This window comes from Thalassospira sp. MBR-102, from assembly GCF_040549275.1.
GTDB lineage: Bacteria > Pseudomonadota > Alphaproteobacteria > Rhodospirillales > Thalassospiraceae > Thalassospira > Thalassospira xiamenensis.
In genome coordinates this window covers 203,130-221,446 of record NZ_JBEPTC010000007.1, presented here as the reverse complement: position 1 = coordinate 221,446, position 18,317 = coordinate 203,130, and the positions used below count along the sequence as shown (strand labels likewise).

The window sequence follows — 18,317 nt, the reverse complement described above, 5'->3', positions numbered from 1 at the left end:
TTTCATCTCTTCTCCACTGACCGTTAAAACGGCGACAGTGAATCAAAATTGGGCTGCTTTGGGAATCCCTGCAATTAAATGTCGATTGGTCCTAGTAAAAGGCGTTTCATTTTATCTGGCTTAATCGTGTGATTGAACTGAACCGACTCATGCGTGCGAATAAACGCGATGACAAACACTTGTCTTAGCGCTGTTCAAAATTCGGCTAATAATAAGGGAGGTGGCGGAGAGACAGGGATTCGAACCCTGGGTACCCGTAAAGGCACGCCGGTTTTCAAGACCGGTGCATTCAACCACTCTGCCATCTCTCCGCATTGTGGTGGCGGTTATCGCCCTGCGCGCTCTCAATAAATTGCCGGGATGCACCTGTCAATATGCCAGTGTCGGCTTTGTTAAATTTCTTAGGGGGGTAATTTACGTTCAGGCATACTCGAGACATTTAACAAGTCTTAACGTGTAAGACGGTATCAGCATTATGAAGCGCACAAAATGAGTGCAGATACAAAGATGACTGGATCCCCTGTCAAAGTGATTGGGAATTTTAAATTGAACCGGCACGAGGCGAGCAAAATGAATTATCGGATCATCGGGACTGTAGCGTCAATTATTGGCATGCTCGTGACGGCTTCACCTGTTCTTGCTCAAGCCAATACCGATGAATTACCGGCCTTTACGACCGAAGGTTTTGAAGTGTGGCTGGCTGATTTCAAAAAGGATGCCGCGTCAAAGGGCATTTCCCAATCTACATTGGATGTTGCCTTTGCAAACACACAGCCGATCCCGAAAGTTATCGAGTATGATCGCAGCCAGCCGGAATTCAAACTGACCTTCGAACAGTATTTACAGCGTGTGGTCCCTCAGTCTCGAATAGATGAGGGACGCCGCAAATATGCCGAGAACCGTACCGTCATTGATGCTGCTGCCAAGAAATACGGTGTTCCGGGGCATTACCTGACGGCGTTCTGGGGAATTGAAACCGGGTTTGGACGTCATACTGGTGGATATTCGGTTGTTGACTCGCTCGCAACCCTGGCCTTTGAAGGTCGGCGCGCAGAATATTTCCGCACTGAACTGATCAATGCGCTTAAAATCATTGATGCAGGACATATCGCGGCAGAAAAGATGGAAGGGTCCTGGGCCGGTGCCATGGGGCAGGCGCAATTTATGCCCTCTACCTTCCTGAATTATGCGCGCGATGGAAATGGCGATGGAAAGATTGATCTTTGGGGCGCCAAGGAAGACGTGTTTGCCTCTGCTGCGAATTATCTGTCTACCGTTGGCTGGAAAACGGATGAACGCTGGGGCCGCAAGGTCAGCATTCCCGAAAATCTTGATAAATCAATGACAGGGCGCGAAATTCGCAAACCGATCAGCGAATGGCAGAAGCTTGGTGTGCGGATGCCCGACGGTTCCAGCCTGCCATCAGCCGATATGGAAGCCGCAATTGTCATTGTAAATGACGGTGTCGGACCTGCTTATATGGTTTATAACAATTTCCACACCATTATGCATTGGAACCGATCTACCTATTTTGCAATTGCAGTTGGCACACTTGCTGATGCGATTGCGGGTCGCTAGTTATTCTGGATTTATCAAATACAGGTTCAATATCTGGACGGGGACAACTGAATGCCGAGAAACGCGCGCAAGGCGCTTGTACAGGGCTGGAACAAAGGCCGTTGGGCTGCTGGTGCACTTGCCATGACCGTTTTATTGGCCGGTTGTGCTGAAACGCAACTTGCTGTCCATGGCGTCAAACGTATTGGAGGCTCCCAACAGCAGGCGCCAGTGCAAGTTGGCTCTTACAAAATTGGCAATCCTTATGAGATAGCAGGGCAATGGTATTACCCGGCGGCCGATTACGAGTACAAGGAAACCGGTATTGCATCCTGGTATGGCCCGAAATTCCATGGCAAGAAGACCGCGAATGGCGAAATCTTTGACCAGTACGAGGTATCTGCAGCCCACCGTACACTTCCAATGCCAAGTGTGGTGCGTGTGACCAATCTTGAAAATGGACGCTCGCTTAAGGTGCGCATCAACGATCGCGGACCGTTTGCGCATAGCCGTATCATTGATATGTCGCGCCGCGCCGCCCAACTTCTTGGGTTCGAGCAAAAAGGAACGGCCAAGGTTATGGTTGAAGTGATCGAAGATGAAAGCCGGCAGATGGCTGCAATTGCGCAGGGTAAGGCTGCGCCTGCTGTGACAGTAGCAGAACAGCAGACTGTTTCCGCAGCCCCCCGCGATACGGTGGAGACGGTTCAGCTTGATAATGACGGGCCGATTACGGACAGCGGGGAACCAACAAAGTCGACCATCCGGTTAACGCCGCCAGTTGAGAAGAGAGCAACCACACAATCTGTTGAGCAAACCGCACTTGACGGTACGGTTGATGAGGGCGAAGTCGTCACGGTTGAGCCTGTTTCACCGTCTTCAATCTATGTGCAGGCAGGTGCGTTTTCTGTTTATGACAATGCCCTTAACCTTCGGAACCGCCTGTATGACATGGCACCAAGCAAAATAGAGCCGGTTGACGTAAAGGGAACCACCTTTTACCGCGTTCGCCTTGGACCGTTAAATACCGTTCCGGAAGCTGACATTTTGCTCGAGCGGGTCATTGCCACGGGGCAAAATGGTGCAAAAGTTGTCGTCGAATGCGCCGATGGCGCTTTGCAAAGCAGCGTTTCAGGTTGCTAGGAATTTGTCGAAAAGTCGAAGCGGTTGCACAATTTTGCCGGATTTGCGACATAGAGACCGATCTTTGTCCGCCGCAGCAACGGCGGTACGATTTTTGAATTTAAAGAATAAGGTTAGGACGTTATGAGTTTGATGCCGCCAATTCCGTTCAAGACAAAACTGAACCGGGTAGTGGCCGGGGCCGCGATATTCGGCTCGGCCATGGCGATATCCCTGACCAGTGCATACGCCCTCGAGACAACTGCACGCGAAGCCTATCTGATGGATTTCGACACCGGTACGGTCTTGCTTGACAAGAATGGTGACGCGCTTACCGAACCGGCATCAATGACCAAAATGATGACGGTTCATATGCTGTTTGATCGCATCAAAAGTGGCAGCGTATCGCTTGATGACACGTTTCATGTTAGCGAAAAAGCATGGCGCAAGGGCGGATCGAAAATGTTCGTCGAGGTAAACTCCGATGTTTCGGTCAACGATTTGCTGCATGGCATTATTGTTCAGTCGGGAAATGACGCCGCCATTGTCGTCGCCGAAGGACTGGCTGGAACCGAAGAAGCCTTTGCTGAGGAAATGACCGCCGAAGCCCGCAAAATCGGTATGACAAAATCCGTGTTTAAAAACGCAACCGGCTGGCCAGATGAAAGCCATCTGGTCACGGTGCACGATCTCGCTATTCTTGCACGCGACACCATCCGGAATTTTCCCGAGCTTTATAAGCTCTATGCCGTAAAGGAATTCACGTATAACGGTATTCGCCAGCCAAACAGGAATCCGCTTTTGGGCACCAGTGCCGGCGTGGATGGCATGAAAACCGGTCACACTGAAACGGCTGGCTATGGCCTGACCGCGACAGCAGAACGTGATGGTCGACGCCTTATTCTTGTGGTGAATGGTCTGGGTTCCGTACGTGAACGCCGGACAGAGTCCCAAAAATTGCTCGATTGGGGCTTCCGCGAATTTGACAATTACGACCTGTTTGATTCCGGCGAAGTTGTAAGCTCAGCCAACGTCTGGCTTGGTTCTGAAGCAAAAGTCGATCTGGTCACCGATCAGGACATTCTTTTGACTCTGCCGCGCACCAATCGTGACGACATGAAAGTTTCGGTCGTTTACGAAGGCCCAATTCCGGCTCCGATTGCTGCGGGACAGCAGGTTGCAACGCTTAAAGTCGAACTTCCAGGCGGAGAGCCGCATGAATTCCCACTTTACGCGGCAACCGAAGTTGATCGCCTTGGCTTTATTGGTCGCATCGGTGCGGCAATCAAATACCTGCTTTGGGGAGCAAACGGGTGAGTGTGGTGCCCGGTTTATTCATCAGCTTTGAAGGTGGTGAAGGCAGTGGCAAAACAACCCAGATACGTCGGCTTGAGAGCTGGTTCAGTCAGCGCGGACGCGCCGTTGTCGTAACCCGAGAACCCGGTGGTTCACCGGGAGCTGAGGAAATCAGAAATCTTTTGCTCACCGGCGACCCGGGACGTTGGGATGCCGTGACGGAGGCGTTGCTGATGTTTGCATCGCGTCGCGACCATGTTGAACGCACCATTCGCCCTGCACTTTGCGAAGGCAAGGTTGTGCTGTGTGATCGCTTTGCCGATTCCTCAGTCGCCTATCAGGGATATGGTCATGGTCTTGGCGCAGAATATATCCGCAATCTTTGGCACGTCGCGATTGGCGATTTCAAACCTGATCTGACACTTATTTTTGATCTACCGGTTGATGTCGGTCTGAAACGGGCGGGGGCTAGATTTGCCAATGTTAGTGCGGCAGAAGACCGCTTTGAGCGTATGGGATCAGATTTCCATCAACGGCTTAGACAGGGCTTTATCGATATTGCCCGTGAAAATCCGGAACGCTGTAAAATTATCGACGCCTACAGTGACATCGATACCGTTTCCGAACGCATGATTTCGGCAGTTTCTTCCAGATTATCCGCGCAGGGGACCGGATAATGGCTGTTGATGATCAGGAAGAAAATGGTACTTTCCCAACGCCCCGCCGCAATGGCCATTTCGTAGGTCATGACGACGCTGAAAAGACCATTCTGGATGCTTGGAACAGTAAACGCATGCATCATGCATGGTTGTTATGCGGCCCCCGCGGGGTCGGCAAGGCAACACTCGCCTATCGTATGGCGCGTTTCGTTCTTTCTGGTGGCAATGAACAGGGCGGCGGGTTGTTTGGAGATGCTCCCGAAGGACTACATGTTGATCCTGAAAACCCTGTTTTCCGTCGCATTGCAGGGGGTGGGCATGGCGATCTCAAGGTTATTGAACGCCAGTATGACGAAAAGAAAAAGCGTCTGCAGGGGGAAATTACCGTTGATAGCGTTCGTACGGTTGGCAATTTCATGTCAAAAACCGCTGCCGAAGGCGGCTGGCGGATTGTCATTGTCGATGCTGCCGATGAATTGAACCGGAACGCGGCCAATGCGATTCTCAAGGTTCTTGAAGAACCGCCTGCGAACGCAATGATGATCCTGGTTGCGCATCAACCTGGCAAGCTTTTGCCGACGATCCGATCGCGCTGTCGCCGTCTTAATCTTGGTGTTCTTGAAGACCATCAGGTGATCGATCTTCTGGGGCGCTATTGCCCGGACCTTGATCTTGATGACCGGGATGCGTTGTCTGGTCTGGCAGAAGGCAGTATTGGCCGGGCATTGCAACTGCACGATGTTGGCGGGCTTGAGTTTTATACCGAAATGGTCCGTTTGCTCGCGGCATTGCCGGATGCGGACGTGCTGGCACAGCATAAATTTTCAGAACGGTTTTCCCAGGCGGATCGTGATGCCGCCTTTGCCACGGTGACGAACCTCCTGCATTGGTGGCTAGGTCGTCTGATACGCTTTGCGGCAACGGGGCAGGCGCCGCGCGAAGTGATTGTGGGGGAATTGCCCGCGATGCAGCGCATGGCCGCTGCGCAACCGCTTGATCAATGGATTGAGGTGTGGGAAAAGATCAGCGAACTGATGAGTGCCACGCGTGGTTTGCATCTTGATCGCAAACAGGCTCTACTCAATGCGTTCTTCATGCTTGAAGAAACCATGCGAAACTGAAAAAAGCACCGATCAACCGGAATTATGACCATAACGGCCCATTTCGGGCCGTTTTGTTTCACGACTTGCGCGAAGGATTTGCGATCATGACCGGGCACAAACAGCCCTATTACATCACAACACCGATCTATTACGTTAATGACAAGCCGCATATAGGACATGCCTATACCACGCTTGCCTGCGACGTTCTGGCCCGCTTCAAGCGCCTGGACGGTTATGACGTGATGTTCCTGACCGGCACCGATGAACATGGCCAGAAGGTCGACAAATCGGCTGCGGCCAAGGGGATCGATCCGCAAACCTTTACCGATCAGGTCTCGCAGAATTTCCGCGATCTTGCCGTTCATATGAATTATTCAAATGACGATTTCATTCGCACGACCGAAGAACGCCACAAGAAAGCCTGTCAGGCACTCTGGAATACATTGCTTGAAAAGGGCGAAATTTATCTTGGCTCTTATGACGGTTGGTATTCCGTTCGCGATGAGGCGTTCTATGGCGAAAAGGAGCTGATTGAAAAGGATGGGGAAAAGGTTGCACCAACCGGTGCCCCCGTCGAGTGGGTTTCCGAGCCCAGCTATTTCTTCAAGCTGTCCGCCTGGGGCGATCGCTTGCTGAAATTCTATGACGACAATCCCGATTTCATTGCGCCACAGTCACGCCGTAACGAGGTGATCAGCTTTGTAAAGGGTGGCATGCATGATTTGTCGGTATCGCGGACCAGCTTTAAATGGGGCGTACCGGTACCGGGCGACGAAGATCATGTCATGTATGTCTGGCTTGACGCGTTGACCAACTATCTGACCGCGATCGGTTATCCGGATGCGGATCCGGCGAAACTTGCAAAGTTCTGGCCTGCAGATCTGCATATGGTTGGCAAGGATATACTTAGGTTCCATGCTGTTTATTGGCCTGCATTCCTTTTGGCCGCCGGGATCACGCCGCCGAAACGGGTCTTTGCGCATGGCTGGTGGACCAATGAGGGGCAGAAAATCTCTAAATCGCTGGGCAATGTGATTGATCCCTACGACCTTACAGATCGGTATGGTTTGGATCAGACACGTTATTTCCTGCTGCGCGAAGTTCCTTTTGGCAACGACGGTGACTTCTCGCATCGTTCGATGGTCAACCGCATGAATAGCGAGCTGGCCAACGATCTTGGCAATATGTGCCAGCGCGTCCTTTCGATGATCCACAAGAATTGCAACGCTTCTGTCCCGACCGCAGGCGACTTTACCGAGGCTGATCAGGCCATCCTTGGTAAGGCCTATGGCATGCTTGATACCGTTCGTCCGTTATTTGATGCACAGGCATTTCATAAAGGCATCGAAGCAATTTGGGAATTGGTTGGTGACGCGAACCGCTACGTCGATGAAATGGCTCCTTGGGGCTTGAAAAAGACCGACCCGGCGCGCATGGAAACTGTACTGTATGTCCTTGCCGAAGTCATTCGTCATGTCGGTATTCTCGTGCAGCCGCTGATGCCCGCATCTGCTGCCAAAATCCTTGATCAGCTTGTTCTACCGCTCGATCAGCGCGGATTTGAACAGCTTGGCGCAGATCACGCTCTGGTCGCAGGCACCAAACTGCCAAAGCCGGAAGGCGTATTCCCGCGCTATGTCGAAGACGAAGGAGAGAAGGCATGAATGTCGCACTTGTCGACAGCCACTGCCATCTGGATTATCCCCAGTTTTCCGAAGACCTTCCGGGCACAATTGAACGTGCCCGGAATGCTGGTGTCGGTATGATGGTCAGTATCGGCGTCAAGCTTTCGACTTTCGAAAATGTTCGCGCCGTCGCTGCCAAAGCTGACCACATTTACTGCACGGTCGGTGTCCATCCGCACGAGGCGGGCGAGGAGGGGCTTTCATCACCTGATCGCCTGATCGAAATGGCATCCGATCCGAAGATTATCGGTATCGGCGAAAGCGGCCTTGATTATTATTACGATCATGCCCCCCGCGAAGCACAGCGCCAAAGCTTTCGCGCCCATATTGCCGCATGTCGCGAAACCGGTCTGCCGTTAATTGTCCACACACGTGACGCAGACGACGACACGATGGATATCCTTGAAGAGGAATATGAAAAGGGGCCGTTTACTGGTGTCATTCATTGCTTTTCAAGTTCGGCGACGCTGGCGCAACGTGCCTTGAAGATTGGTTTTTATATCTCGTGCTCCGGGATTATTACCTTCAATTCCGCAAAAGAAATTCAGGCAGCGGTCGCTGATGTTCCGCTTGACCGTTTGCTTGTGGAAACCGATGCGCCATATCTGGCACCAGTCCCGAAGCGCGGTAAACCAAACGAACCAAGCTATGTCGCACATACAGCGGCAAAACTTGCTCAGATCAAGGGCGTTGATGTTCAAGAAATAGCTCGGATAACCAGCGATAATTTCTTCACACTATTCAAGAAAGCTGATCGCAAGAATCTTCTGTCCCCGGAGGCGGGCGAACAGTGACAAAAATCACCATTCTGGGCTGCGGATCATCAAACGGTGTCCCATCCGTTGGCTTGGGATGGGGAAAGTGCAATCCGAAAAATCCGAAAAACCGTCGTCTGAGAAGTTCAATCCTGATCGAGCAGGGAGGTAAAAAAATCCTGGTCGATGTGACACCGGATTTTCGTGAGCAGGCATTGCGCCATGACATCAATCACGTTGATGCGGTGCTGTTCACACATGCACATGCAGATCATGTCCATGGCATAGATGAGCTTCGCTGGATCAATGTCGCGATGCATCGACCGATCAATATTTACGCGTCTGCCGAAACCATCTCTGACATTGATCATCGTTTTGCCTATGTGTTTGAACCATTGGCCAACGGCACAGACTTTTATTACAAACCTGTGCTGATCCCGCATGTGATATCCGGGCCGTTTGAGGCGGCAGGGGTTCCGATAACCGTTTTCCGTCAGGATCACGGTTACGGTGAAACACTTGGCTTCAAAGTTGGGAAATTTGCCTATTCAACGGACGTGGTCAATTTCCCGGAAGAATCTCGAGAACATCTTTACGGGCTAGATGTCTGGGTTGTTGATTGCCTTCGTCATAAACCGCATGCGACACACGCACATCTTGAAAAGGCATTGCAGTGGGTTGAGGAATTCAAACCCAAACAAACTTACTTCACGCATATGAGCATTCTTTTTGATTACGATGAAGCAATGGCAGATACGCCGGATCATGTCGCGCCAGCGTATGATGGGCTGGTTATTGATCTGGATTGAAGGTCGGAAAGGTTGTTCGTTCTCCTACATCACAAAGTTCTATAATATATATTATGACAAATTAAACGTTATCTGTTTAATGAGAAAGCTCAGTCAAGCTGTTGTTATAAAACATAATACTTTTTCATGATCGGCGTTGTTAAATTTCTGCTCGACTATCATCATGACACATTCCAAGCTTTTCTTTTTGCGCCTGTCGTCTGTATTTTCGTACGCGAACCTCTTGGCTGCAGACCAATCAATGAGCGGATCTGGGTGGTTCACCACCCTTCTCTACGATTACCTCATGATCAAGCAGTGGTGCGACGTCATAGTCGCTGGCGTCCATCATACCGGAGACACGCTGCAGGGCTGCGATGAGGAAGCTTTGCTCCCACTCGTCAAGCGCCTTGAACTTATCAGAAAACCGATCATGAAGTGCCATTGGTGCACGACCCAGAACATTTCGACCATGCTCGGTCAATTGCACAAAGACCTTTCGTTTGTCTGTATTTCCGCGCGCACGCATCACGAGGTTCATCGCCTGAAGCCTATCGACAAGCGCCGTTGCGGAAGCCTGGGCAAGATTGACCTTCCCGGCGATTTCCCCAACGGTCATTTCCCCGAATTCTTCAAGAGACTGGAGGACAATAAGTTGCGATGTCTTGAGGCCGGTGACTTTTCCAAGCTTTTTGGCGTGAATGTCGCTGGCACGTAAAATGCGTCGAATTGAAATGAGCGCTTCGTGCAACTTGTCCATGCAGCAATTTCCGGAATTTGTTGTTCTGATTTGACCAACTAATACCCCATAAAACTGATACTCTGCAACGTTTTCCGGACTCTTTACATAGATGATCGAAATATATTTCAATCGAAATCCGTTGTATCATCTATGCAAATTTCTTTGATTTCCCCATAAAGCGAATGGGCCCACAAAAAATAAAATATCAAATAATATCAATATATTGAGAGATGTCACGATTTCATCACAGAGCGCATGTTGACCTTTTTGCATCGATATTCTATATATTTATCGCGACATGAAAGATCGTGTATCGAAATAATAGAGCAGATAGACCGATGAAAATTGCCACCACAAACGGCAATAACGGCCGTAAAGCCAATTTGATGATCCGGAAACCCAAGGCCACAGACGGTGCAGCAGTCAATGAATTGATTGCTGAATGCAAGCCGCTGGACGAAAATTCTGTTTATTGCAACCTTTTGCAATGTTCGCATTTCGCAGATACCTGCGTGATCGCAGAACTTAACGGCGAGCCCGTAGGGTTCGTTTCCGGCTACATTGTTCCGGAAAATCCGGAACGTCTGTTTATCTGGCAGGTTGCCGTTTCACCAAAGGCGCGCGGCCTGAAGCTTGCGAAGTCCATGATTCTTGAAATACTTGATCGCCCGATTTGCCATGACGTAACCGAACTGCAGACGACCATCACGTCGTCGAATGCACCGTCACAGGGTGTTTTCCGTTCCGTGGCACGCGAACTGGAGACCGAGGTCAAACGCAAGGTCCTGTTCGAACGCGAAACGCATTTCGATGGCGCATCCGCAAGTGAAATACTTTGGCAGATCGGCCCGTTCGAGCGTGAGGACGTTGCGCGCGTAGCAGCCTGATCGCCAGATCATCATTTTCCTGCTTTCTGCTGTCATTTAGTTGGAACAAACCGGCTTGCCCGGACGTTTGCTATGACAGGACCATTTTTTTATTTTCCCAATCAAAAGAGGGAATTATGACTGTATTTGATCGTCTTGAATCGGAAGTCCAGAGCTATGCTCGCTCCTTTCCTGTTACCTTTGAAAAAGCGGAAGGTGCTTGGCTGACCGATACCGTTGGCAAACGTTATCTCGACTTCCTTGCTGGTGCAGGTAGCCTTAACTATGGGCATAATCACCCTGTGTTGCAGGAAAAACTGATCGATTATATCAAATCGAACGGCATTACTCATGGCTTGGATATGCACACCAAGGCCAAGGCTGCTTTCCTGAATGCAATGGAAAGCAAAGTGCTGAAACCACGCAACATGGATTATAAAATCCAGTTTACAGGCCCAACCGGTACCAACGCGGTTGAGGCGGCCCTTAAGCTTGCGCGCCGTGTAAAAGGACGCGAAACCGTGATTTCATTCACCAATGGTTTCCACGGTGTAACACTTGGTGCACTGGCAATTACTGGTAACGAGCATCATCGTGGTGCTGCCGGGGTATCTCTTGATAATGCCGTGGCGGTCCCCTTCGATGGTTACATGGGTGACGGTGCCGACACGACTGAATATCTGGACCGTGTTCTGGGCGACAATTCAAGTGGTATCGCCCTGCCAGCTGCCATCATCGTTGAAACCGTTCAGGGCGAAGGCGGGCTGAACGCTGCTGATTTTGACTGGCTGAGAAAGCTGGAACAGGTCTGCCGTAAGCACGATATCCTGCTGATCGTTGATGATATTCAGGCGGGTTGTGGCCGAACAGGCACCTTCTTCAGCTTTGAGCCAGCCGGGATCAAGCCCGATATGGTGACGCTTTCTAAATCGCTTTCGGCTTATGGTTTGCCGCTGGCGGTTGTTCTGATCAAACCGGAATATGATGTATGGCATCCGGGTGAACACAATGGCACGTTCCGCGGCAATAACCATGCATTTGTGACGGCGGCGGCTGCACTTGATCATTTCTGGTCGGATGACAGGTTCGCTAGCGATATCCGAGACAAGGCCGACTTCCTTGGCAAGCGCCTTGAACAGATTGCCGAACGCTATGGCGATGGGAAAATCTATCGCAAAGGTCGCGGCTTGATGCAGGGTATCTGCTTTGAAAGTGGCGAGGTCGCATCCAAGGTTACCAAGGAATGTTTCGCGCACAATCTGGTTATCGAAACCAGTGGCCCGGAAGACGAAGTCGTCAAATGCCTGGTGCCCTTGATCATTTCCAAAGAAGATCTGGCCCACGGCCTTGATATTCTGGAAATGGCGACCGCCAAGGCAATGGACAAGGAAATTGTTGCACCAAAGGCTGCTGCTGAATGATTTTATCTGGGCGACATCACGGTGTCGCCCTGCCCCACGGTTCTAATTAAATCAAAGAGTTATACATGATTGTTCGTACACTGAAAGAATGTGAAGCATCCGGTCGCCGTATCGTCGCCGATAACTGGGAAAGCACTCGTCTGTCGCTTGCTGATGATGGCATGGGTTTCTCGTTCCACATCACCACGATCTATGCCGGCACCGAGACCGAAATTTGCTACGCCAACCATTTCGAGACCGTGTATTGCATTTCTGGTAATGGCGAAGTCGAAACCATCGCGGACGGCAAGAAATACAAGATCGTGCCTGGCACAGTTTACATACTCAATAAGCACGATCGTCATTATCTGCGTGGTGGCACTGAGGATATGGTGGTTGCCTGTGCGTTCAACCCGCCGCTTAACGGGCGCGAAACCCACGATGAAAACGGGGTTTACCCGCTTGATGGTGATGCACTCGCCAGCTAGGGCTTTTGCTTTGGGGCGGCCATTACGGACCGCCCCAAGCTTTGAATGAATAGACTTTTCAAGGAAACGCCCCCAAAGGAGGCAACATGCTTTCAGCCCAGAAAAAGACTGTCGCAAAAACGGACGCTGGGCATAGCGTTCACAAGATCGGCGGAACATCGATGTCGCAGGTCAATGCCGTAATGGACAACATCCTTGTCGGCAATCGTAGCGATGAAGAACTTTATAACCGCGTTTTTGTGGTTTCGGCTTATGGCGGTTTCACTGACATGCTGCTGGAAAACAAAAAGACCGGTGAAGCCGGCGTTTATCAGCTTTATGCGGGTTCGGAAACCGATTGGGCATGGGGCGATTCCCTGACCAAGGTTTCTGAAAAGATGTGTGCGATTAACGAAGAAATCTTTGGCGATGCGCCGGAGCTCAAGCTGGCAAATGCATTCGTTCAAGAGCGTATCGAAGGCACGCGCAGTTGTCTGATGGACCTGCATCGCCTGTGCAGCTTTGGGCATTTCAAACTTGAAAAGCATTTGCTGACTGTTCGCGAAATGCTCAGCGCGATTGGTGAATCGCATAGTGCCCACAACACCATGCTGTTGCTCCGTGCCAAGGGTGTTAATGCTGTTTTTGCCGACCTTTCTGGCTGGCGTGAGCCGGAAGCATCAACGCTTGATGGCCGTATCGAAAAGGTATTTTCCGATATCGACATCGCCAAACAGCTTCCGATTGCCACTGGCTATGCCCAGTGCAGCGAAGGTTTGATGAGCATCTATGGTCGCGGATACAGCGAAGTAACGTTTTCGCGTATCGCCTGCCTGACACAGGCCCGCGAAGCGATCATTCACAAGGAATTCCACCTGTCGAGTGCTGATCCTCGCATCGTCGGTGAGGATGCCGTGCGTCCGATTGGTCGCACCAGCTATGATGTCGCCGATCAGTTGTCAAATATGGGCATGGAAGCCATTCATCCGCGCGCAGCAAAGGGGCTGCGTCAGAATGATATCCCACTTCGTATTGCCAATACGTTTGAGCCGGAACATCCGGGGACCGTCATTGACGATCATTGGGACCCGGATGACAGCCGTGTCGAAATCGTGACTGGCGTACCGACAGCATTCGAGATCGAAGTGTTCAATCAGGACATGGTTGGTGTTGCCGGTGGTGAAGAAACAATTCTGAGTGTCCTGAAACGCTTCAAGGTTCCAACCGTCACCAAGAACCTGAATGCAAACACGATCACGCATTATGTATCCGCACCGCTTAAGCAAATCCGCCGCTGTGTGGATGAGATCGAAGAGAAACAACCCGAAGCGAGTGTGAAAACCCGCAAGGTTGCAATTGTTTCTGTGATCGGTGCCAATATTGATCAGCCGGGCCTATTTGCCCGTGCGGTTGGCATTCTTGACGCCGACGGCATTGAACTGGTCGCCAGCCACTATCCAAGTCGCCGTGTTGATCTTCAGTTCGTGGTTGCCGAAGGCGACTTCAACAAGGCAATTAAGGCGTTGCATCGGGGGCTTGTCGAAGGCAAGCATAGCAAAGCTGACGATAAAAGCGTTGCCAAACCCGAAGAGCGTGCCGCAGCCTGATTAAATCAAGCGGCAATTACAAATCGAAAACCGCCAGTCATCTTCTGGCGGTTTTTGTTTTGCCTTGCTTTTCCGCGAGCTTGCCATGCAGGGTATGTCGCGTTACGACAGAATGAACAAGTCACAACGAATAAGCAGGACATTACGGACATGGCGAACCATAACAGCAAGGCAATCAATGCATTACTGGATGTCATGGCCAGATTACGTGATCCCGATGGCGGCTGCCCTTGGGACCTGGAACAGAATTTTGCGACCATCGCCCCCTATACAATCGAGGAGGCATATGAAGTTGCCGATGCGATTGCCCAGAATGATATGAGCGAACTGCGCGAGGAACTTGGCGATCTGTTGCTTCAGGTCGTTTTTCATTCGCAGATGGCCACCGAAGAAGGTCATTTCACCTTTGAAGATGTCGCAAACAGCATTGTTTCGAAAATGATTGATCGTCATCCGCATGTCTTTGGCGATGGTGATGCCATAACCACGGATGGTGTCAATCAGACATGGGAAAAGATCAAGGCCGAAGAACGTGCGCAAAAGGCTGAAACAAAAGGGCAGCAACGCCATAGCGCCCTTGACGGTGTGGCAAGCGCCCTGCCCGCGCTGATGCGTGCCGAGAAACTGACGAAACGGGCTGCGCGTGTGGGGTTTGACTGGCCATCCACGGATGAAGTTTTTGATAAACTGCATGAAGAAATCGGCGAGCTGCAGGCCGAACTGACTGAAAACCCTGATCAGGATCGGATTGAGGACGAACTCGGTGACATGCTGTTCGTCATGGCCAACCTGTCGCGCAAGCTGGGTGTTGATCCCGAAGTTGCCTTGCGTCGCGCAAACCACAAATTCACACGACGTTTTCATTTCATCGAAAACGAATTGGCACGCGACGGGCGAAGTGCAGGGCAATCCGATCTGGAAGAAATGGATGCGCTTTGGAACGCCGCCAAACAGGCGGAGCGCAATAGCGGTTGAAGGATAAAGAGCGAAAACTACTCGAACAAAGGCAGCAATAACTCGTTCATTTCCGCCCAAAGTTCAGGTGAGGATGCACACAGTAAACCTGGCGCATTGCCATTGGCGTGATATTCATTCGATCTGTCAGCGGTGATATATTTGGCAACACCACCAGCCTCCCGCACAAGCAAGGTGCCGGGCGCATGATCCCAGGGTTTCAGGTTGCGATAGGCGCAGAAATCAAAAAGTCCCCGGGCAATTTCCTGATATTCGGCCCCACAACAGGAATAGTGGGCAATCTCGTCAAAGAAATCGATATGACCATAATGCTTGCGAATACGATCACGCGCGAACGAGATCAGAAATCCCTTGGCATCTTTAGCTGCCTGAATGTCTGAGCGAACCCGGACGGGGGTGGCATTATGATACGTCCCCGCCCCTTTTTCCGCGGCAGTTGCCGAACCCTCAATAGGGTCAACGATCCACGCAGCAATAGTTTCGCCACCGTGATAAAGGGCAACCATGCAGCGAAACGGCTGTTTGTGGTGGGCGAAGTTTTTGGTGCCGTCTACAGGATCGATGATCCAGATCGGGGCATCTTCACCAAACACACGTTCCGGCAGTTTCGGGTCGGCATGCGCGGCCTCTTCACCCAGTGCGACACTGCCGGGCAAAAGATCGCAAAACCTCTTTGTTAGAACACGTTCTGCCTCGGTATCCGCAATCGTTACCAGATCCATTGCATGGGTTTTGGTATCGATGTCGCCTTTTTCCAGCTGCCCAAAACGCGGTGCGATCTCTTCTGCCGATACTTCGCGGATAATCTCAGTCACCTTATCCATATCGACACTAAGCACACTTTGTTCCTTTCCAGTCTGAGTTCTAACAGGCAATTCTAGACCAAATGCAGATCAAACCCGGATTTGGCGCACCAATCTTCGAAACGACCGACGCGACTGTCATCAATTCTGACCTGCACCGAAATGCCGTCCTCACCGTCAATCCGTTTTAGCACTTCGCCCTGTTCATAGAGCCGAGCCAACGCCTTGCCATCCGAATAAGGGACAAGCAGCTCGAAAACAGGCATGTCTTCGGTCAGCCTATCCTCGATCAGAGCCAGCAACGCATCACAGTTGGTGCCTTTGATCGCTGATATTGCAATCGTATTGGCATTACGTGCCGAATATTCCTGCACAGCGGTCAAATCTTCGCCTTCAAGCTGATCGCATTTGTTCAGCGCCTCGACCAGCTCTTCGCCGTCAATTGCCTTTTGCAGACCAAGCGCTTTTAGAACTTCCAGCACGTCAAGCTTCTGGGCTTCCGCCTCGTGCGAGGAGGCATCACGCACATGCACGATCAAGTCAGCTTCGAGAACTTCTTCAAGTGTCGCCCTGAACGCTGCTACAAGATCGTGCGGCAGGTCTGAAACAAATCCGACAGTATCGGACAGGATCACCTTACGACCACTTGGCAGTTCAAGACCGCGCATGGTCGGATCAAGGGTTGCAAACAGCATATCCTCTGCAAAGACGTCCGAAACGGTCAACTGGTTGAACAGCGTTGATTTGCCAGCGTTGGTATAGCCGACAAGTGCCACAATCGGATAAGGAACGCGTCGACGTGCCTCGCGATGAAGTTCGCGTGTCCGCTTGACTTCCTCAAGCTCACGGCGAAGTTTGGCCAGCTTGTCGCCAATCAAACGACGGTCGATCTCGATCTGGCGTTCCCCAGGACCGGCAAGGAACCCGCGACCGCCACGCTGGCGTTCAAGGTGCGTCCATGTGCGAACCAGACGGGACTTTTGATAGCTCAGCAACGCCAGTTGAACCTGCAGGCGCCCTTCACGGGTGCGCGCACGATCAGCAAAGATTTCAAGAATAAGACCGGTCCGATCAATAACCTTGCATTTCCATTCCCGTTCCAGATTACGTTGCTGGATCGGGGAAAGCTGGCCATTGATCATGACAATGTCGGCTTCTTCGGCTTTGATCTGATTTCCAAGGCGTTCAACGACACCGGTCCCAAACAGGGTGGCCGGACGTGTCTTTGCTATGGGCACAACCTCTGCGCCCACAACTTCAAAATCCAGTGCGCCGGTCAGGCTGACGGCTTCTTCCAGTCGCGACGATGCGTCGCGCCAGGATCCAGCTTGATCCGCACGTTTCAGTTCCGGATGGAAAACGAGGACCCGGGGGCTGTCATCGTCGCCGTTAGCCCCCGCAGTCAGAGATTCATCAGCTATTTTCTTCGTCCGTTGCAGGCTGGCTCGGATCAAACAGTTTAATCGGTGTCGTCGGCATTACCGTCGAAATCGCGTGTTTGTAAACGAGCTGGGTGTGAGCATCGCGCCGCAGCAAAACAGAGAAATTGTCAAACCAGGTAATAATGCCCTGCAATTTGACTCCGTTGACCAGAAACACGGTAACCGGCGTTTTGTTTTTACGGCAATAATTCAGGAATACGTCCTGAACATTTTGTGATTTTTCCGCCATTGGTTAGACCTAGCCTTCTTTTATGAGCGTTTTTATCGTTTCGGGCGGTCAAGGAAAATGCAGAACCGACGACTTTTCTGTCAATTACGGTTCCGGCCCCATTTTTATGACCTGATTGAACTATAAGACTTTCGCAAAGCTTTTTACAAGCCTTACAAGCACTTCGCAATCGGGGAAATGCCAATCTGGTCCAAGATTCGCGGAATTCGTGGTGTCCCCGTGGCCGGTAATTCCGTCGCCGATCAGTATCGCGGTTGCACCAACATTGCGCGCGCACTGAATATCGACCACGCTATCACCCACAAACCAAAGATTCTCATATTGCGCCGCAGCAGAGTCGCCCATCGCCATATGCACCGGATCAGCCGCCGGTTTGTCTTTTTTTGCATCTGTAGCCCCGACCACACCACCGAAATAATGCCCCCAACCAAGATAGGCAACTTCCGAGCGCAGAAAATCACCGTTCTTGTTGCTGACCACCCCCATATAGGCACCAGTATCACGAAGCGCACCCAAAAGATTATGCGCGCCAGCGAGTGGCGTAAGGGTTTCCAAGTGTATCGCCTTGAAATGGGCATAGAAACGATCTTTGGCTTCTTCCCAGCGGTCGTCGCCAAAAAGGGTTGGGAAACTGTCCCGCAATGAACGCGCGACCCGTGTTTTTGTCTCGGCAAGGTCCCACCGATCCTTGCCAAAATCATCAAATGTCAGATTAAGAGCCGCCTGAATGGTTTCCCAGCTATCGACCAGCGTGTTGTCCCAGTCGAAAATAACGGCTTTGGGCGGCAATAGCATTTTTTCTGACATGAATATATCCGGAA

The 18,317-nt window shown here is 51.3% G+C and carries 18 protein-coding genes and 1 tRNA gene; 13 read left to right on the top strand and 6 right to left on the bottom strand.

What is annotated here, in order from left to right; translation table 11 throughout:
- Positions 1-221: 221 nt before the first annotated feature.
- A tRNA-Ser gene (locus ABIE64_RS14025) sits at positions 222-311 on the bottom strand.
- A 259-nt stretch (positions 312-570) separates the two neighbouring features.
- Here ABIE64_RS14025 and ABIE64_RS14020 point away from each other — a divergent pair.
- From ABIE64_RS14020 to ABIE64_RS13985, 8 genes are all read left to right on the top strand, one after another.
- The gene (locus ABIE64_RS14020) at positions 571-1,578 is read left to right on the top strand and encodes a lytic murein transglycosylase (RefSeq protein WP_354377739.1); all 1,008 of its coding nucleotides are present in this window, start codon (positions 571-573) and stop codon (positions 1,576-1,578) included.
- A gap of 51 nt (positions 1,579-1,629) precedes the next feature.
- Positions 1,630-2,700 carry a septal ring lytic transglycosylase RlpA family protein gene (locus tag ABIE64_RS14015; RefSeq protein ID WP_354377738.1) on the top strand — a complete coding sequence of 357 codons (1,071 nt, stop codon included), beginning with the start codon at positions 1,630-1,632 and terminating at the stop codon, positions 2,698-2,700.
- 123 nt (positions 2,701-2,823) lie between these two features.
- On the top strand, positions 2,824-3,996 hold the full coding sequence (locus ABIE64_RS14010) for a D-alanyl-D-alanine carboxypeptidase family protein (protein ID WP_007089571.1): 1,173 nt from the start codon (positions 2,824-2,826) through the stop codon (positions 3,994-3,996).
- On the top strand, positions 3,993-4,652 hold the full coding sequence (gene tmk / locus ABIE64_RS14005) for a dTMP kinase (RefSeq protein WP_354377737.1): 660 nt from the start codon (positions 3,993-3,995) through the stop codon (positions 4,650-4,652). Before ABIE64_RS14010 ends, tmk begins: the two co-directional genes overlap by 4 nt.
- A complete protein-coding gene (locus tag ABIE64_RS14000; RefSeq protein WP_354377736.1) occupies positions 4,652-5,755 on the top strand; it encodes a DNA polymerase III subunit delta' in 1,104 nt (367 codons plus the stop codon). The genes tmk and ABIE64_RS14000 overlap by 1 nt, the downstream gene beginning before the upstream one ends.
- Positions 5,756-5,841: 86 nt before the next feature.
- Positions 5,842-7,401 (top strand): methionine--tRNA ligase, encoded by a 1,560-nt coding sequence (gene metG, locus ABIE64_RS13995; protein ID WP_354377735.1) that lies wholly within the window; start codon positions 5,842-5,844, stop codon positions 7,399-7,401.
- Complete coding sequence (locus tag ABIE64_RS13990) at positions 7,398-8,216, top strand: TatD family hydrolase (protein WP_354377734.1); 819 nt, start codon at positions 7,398-7,400, stop codon at positions 8,214-8,216. Before metG ends, ABIE64_RS13990 begins: the two co-directional genes overlap by 4 nt.
- Entirely contained in the window at positions 8,213-8,986 is a 774-nt protein-coding gene (locus ABIE64_RS13985) for an MBL fold metallo-hydrolase (protein ID WP_354377733.1), read from the top strand. The genes ABIE64_RS13990 and ABIE64_RS13985 overlap by 4 nt, the downstream gene beginning before the upstream one ends.
- Before the next feature lie 238 nt (positions 8,987-9,224).
- On the opposite strand, the gene ABIE64_RS13980 is transcribed toward ABIE64_RS13985, so the two are convergent.
- Entirely contained in the window at positions 9,225-9,836 is a 612-nt protein-coding gene (locus ABIE64_RS13980) for a MarR family winged helix-turn-helix transcriptional regulator (protein WP_354377732.1), read from the bottom strand.
- Positions 9,837-10,045: 209 nt separating this feature from the next.
- Here ABIE64_RS13980 and ectA point away from each other — a divergent pair, with 209 nt between their 5' ends.
- From ectA to mazG, 5 genes are all read left to right on the top strand, one after another.
- Entirely contained in the window at positions 10,046-10,594 is a 549-nt protein-coding gene (ectA, locus tag ABIE64_RS13975; RefSeq protein WP_007089564.1) for a diaminobutyrate acetyltransferase, read from the top strand.
- 116 nt (positions 10,595-10,710) lie between these two features.
- A complete protein-coding gene (gene ectB, locus ABIE64_RS13970; protein ID WP_354377731.1) occupies positions 10,711-11,994 on the top strand; it encodes a diaminobutyrate--2-oxoglutarate transaminase in 1,284 nt (427 codons plus the stop codon).
- 65 nt (positions 11,995-12,059) lie between these two features.
- The gene (locus ABIE64_RS13965) at positions 12,060-12,461 is read left to right on the top strand and encodes an ectoine synthase (RefSeq protein WP_007089562.1); all 402 of its coding nucleotides are present in this window, start codon (positions 12,060-12,062) and stop codon (positions 12,459-12,461) included.
- An 86-nt stretch (positions 12,462-12,547) separates the two neighbouring features.
- Positions 12,548-14,047, top strand: coding sequence for an aspartate kinase (locus ABIE64_RS13960; protein WP_007089561.1), 1,500 nt, complete (start codon positions 12,548-12,550; stop codon positions 14,045-14,047).
- A gap of 150 nt (positions 14,048-14,197) precedes the next feature.
- Positions 14,198-15,022 carry a nucleoside triphosphate pyrophosphohydrolase gene (gene mazG / locus ABIE64_RS13955; protein WP_114093417.1) on the top strand — a complete coding sequence of 275 codons (825 nt, stop codon included), beginning with the start codon at positions 14,198-14,200 and terminating at the stop codon, positions 15,020-15,022.
- Positions 15,023-15,039: 17 nt separating this feature from the next.
- On the opposite strand, the gene ABIE64_RS13950 is transcribed toward mazG, so the two are convergent.
- The 4 genes from ABIE64_RS13950 to ABIE64_RS13935 all read right to left on the bottom strand — a co-directional run bounded on the left by ABIE64_RS13950 (position 15,040) and on the right by ABIE64_RS13935 (position 18,303).
- Positions 15,040-15,861, bottom strand: coding sequence for an inositol monophosphatase family protein (locus ABIE64_RS13950; protein WP_354377730.1), 822 nt, complete (start codon positions 15,859-15,861; stop codon positions 15,040-15,042).
- A 38-nt stretch (positions 15,862-15,899) separates the two neighbouring features.
- On the bottom strand, positions 15,900-17,279 hold the full coding sequence (hflX, locus tag ABIE64_RS13945) for a GTPase HflX (RefSeq protein WP_139192097.1): 1,380 nt from the start codon (positions 17,277-17,279) through the stop codon (positions 15,900-15,902).
- Positions 17,239-17,496 carry an RNA chaperone Hfq gene (gene hfq, locus ABIE64_RS13940; RefSeq protein WP_007089557.1) on the bottom strand — a complete coding sequence of 86 codons (258 nt, stop codon included), beginning with the start codon at positions 17,494-17,496 and terminating at the stop codon, positions 17,239-17,241. Before hfq ends, hflX begins: the two co-directional genes overlap by 41 nt.
- Before the next feature lie 120 nt (positions 17,497-17,616).
- Entirely contained in the window at positions 17,617-18,303 is a 687-nt protein-coding gene (locus ABIE64_RS13935; RefSeq protein ID WP_354377729.1) for an HAD family hydrolase, read from the bottom strand.
- Between the last annotated feature and the right edge of the window lie 14 nt (positions 18,304-18,317).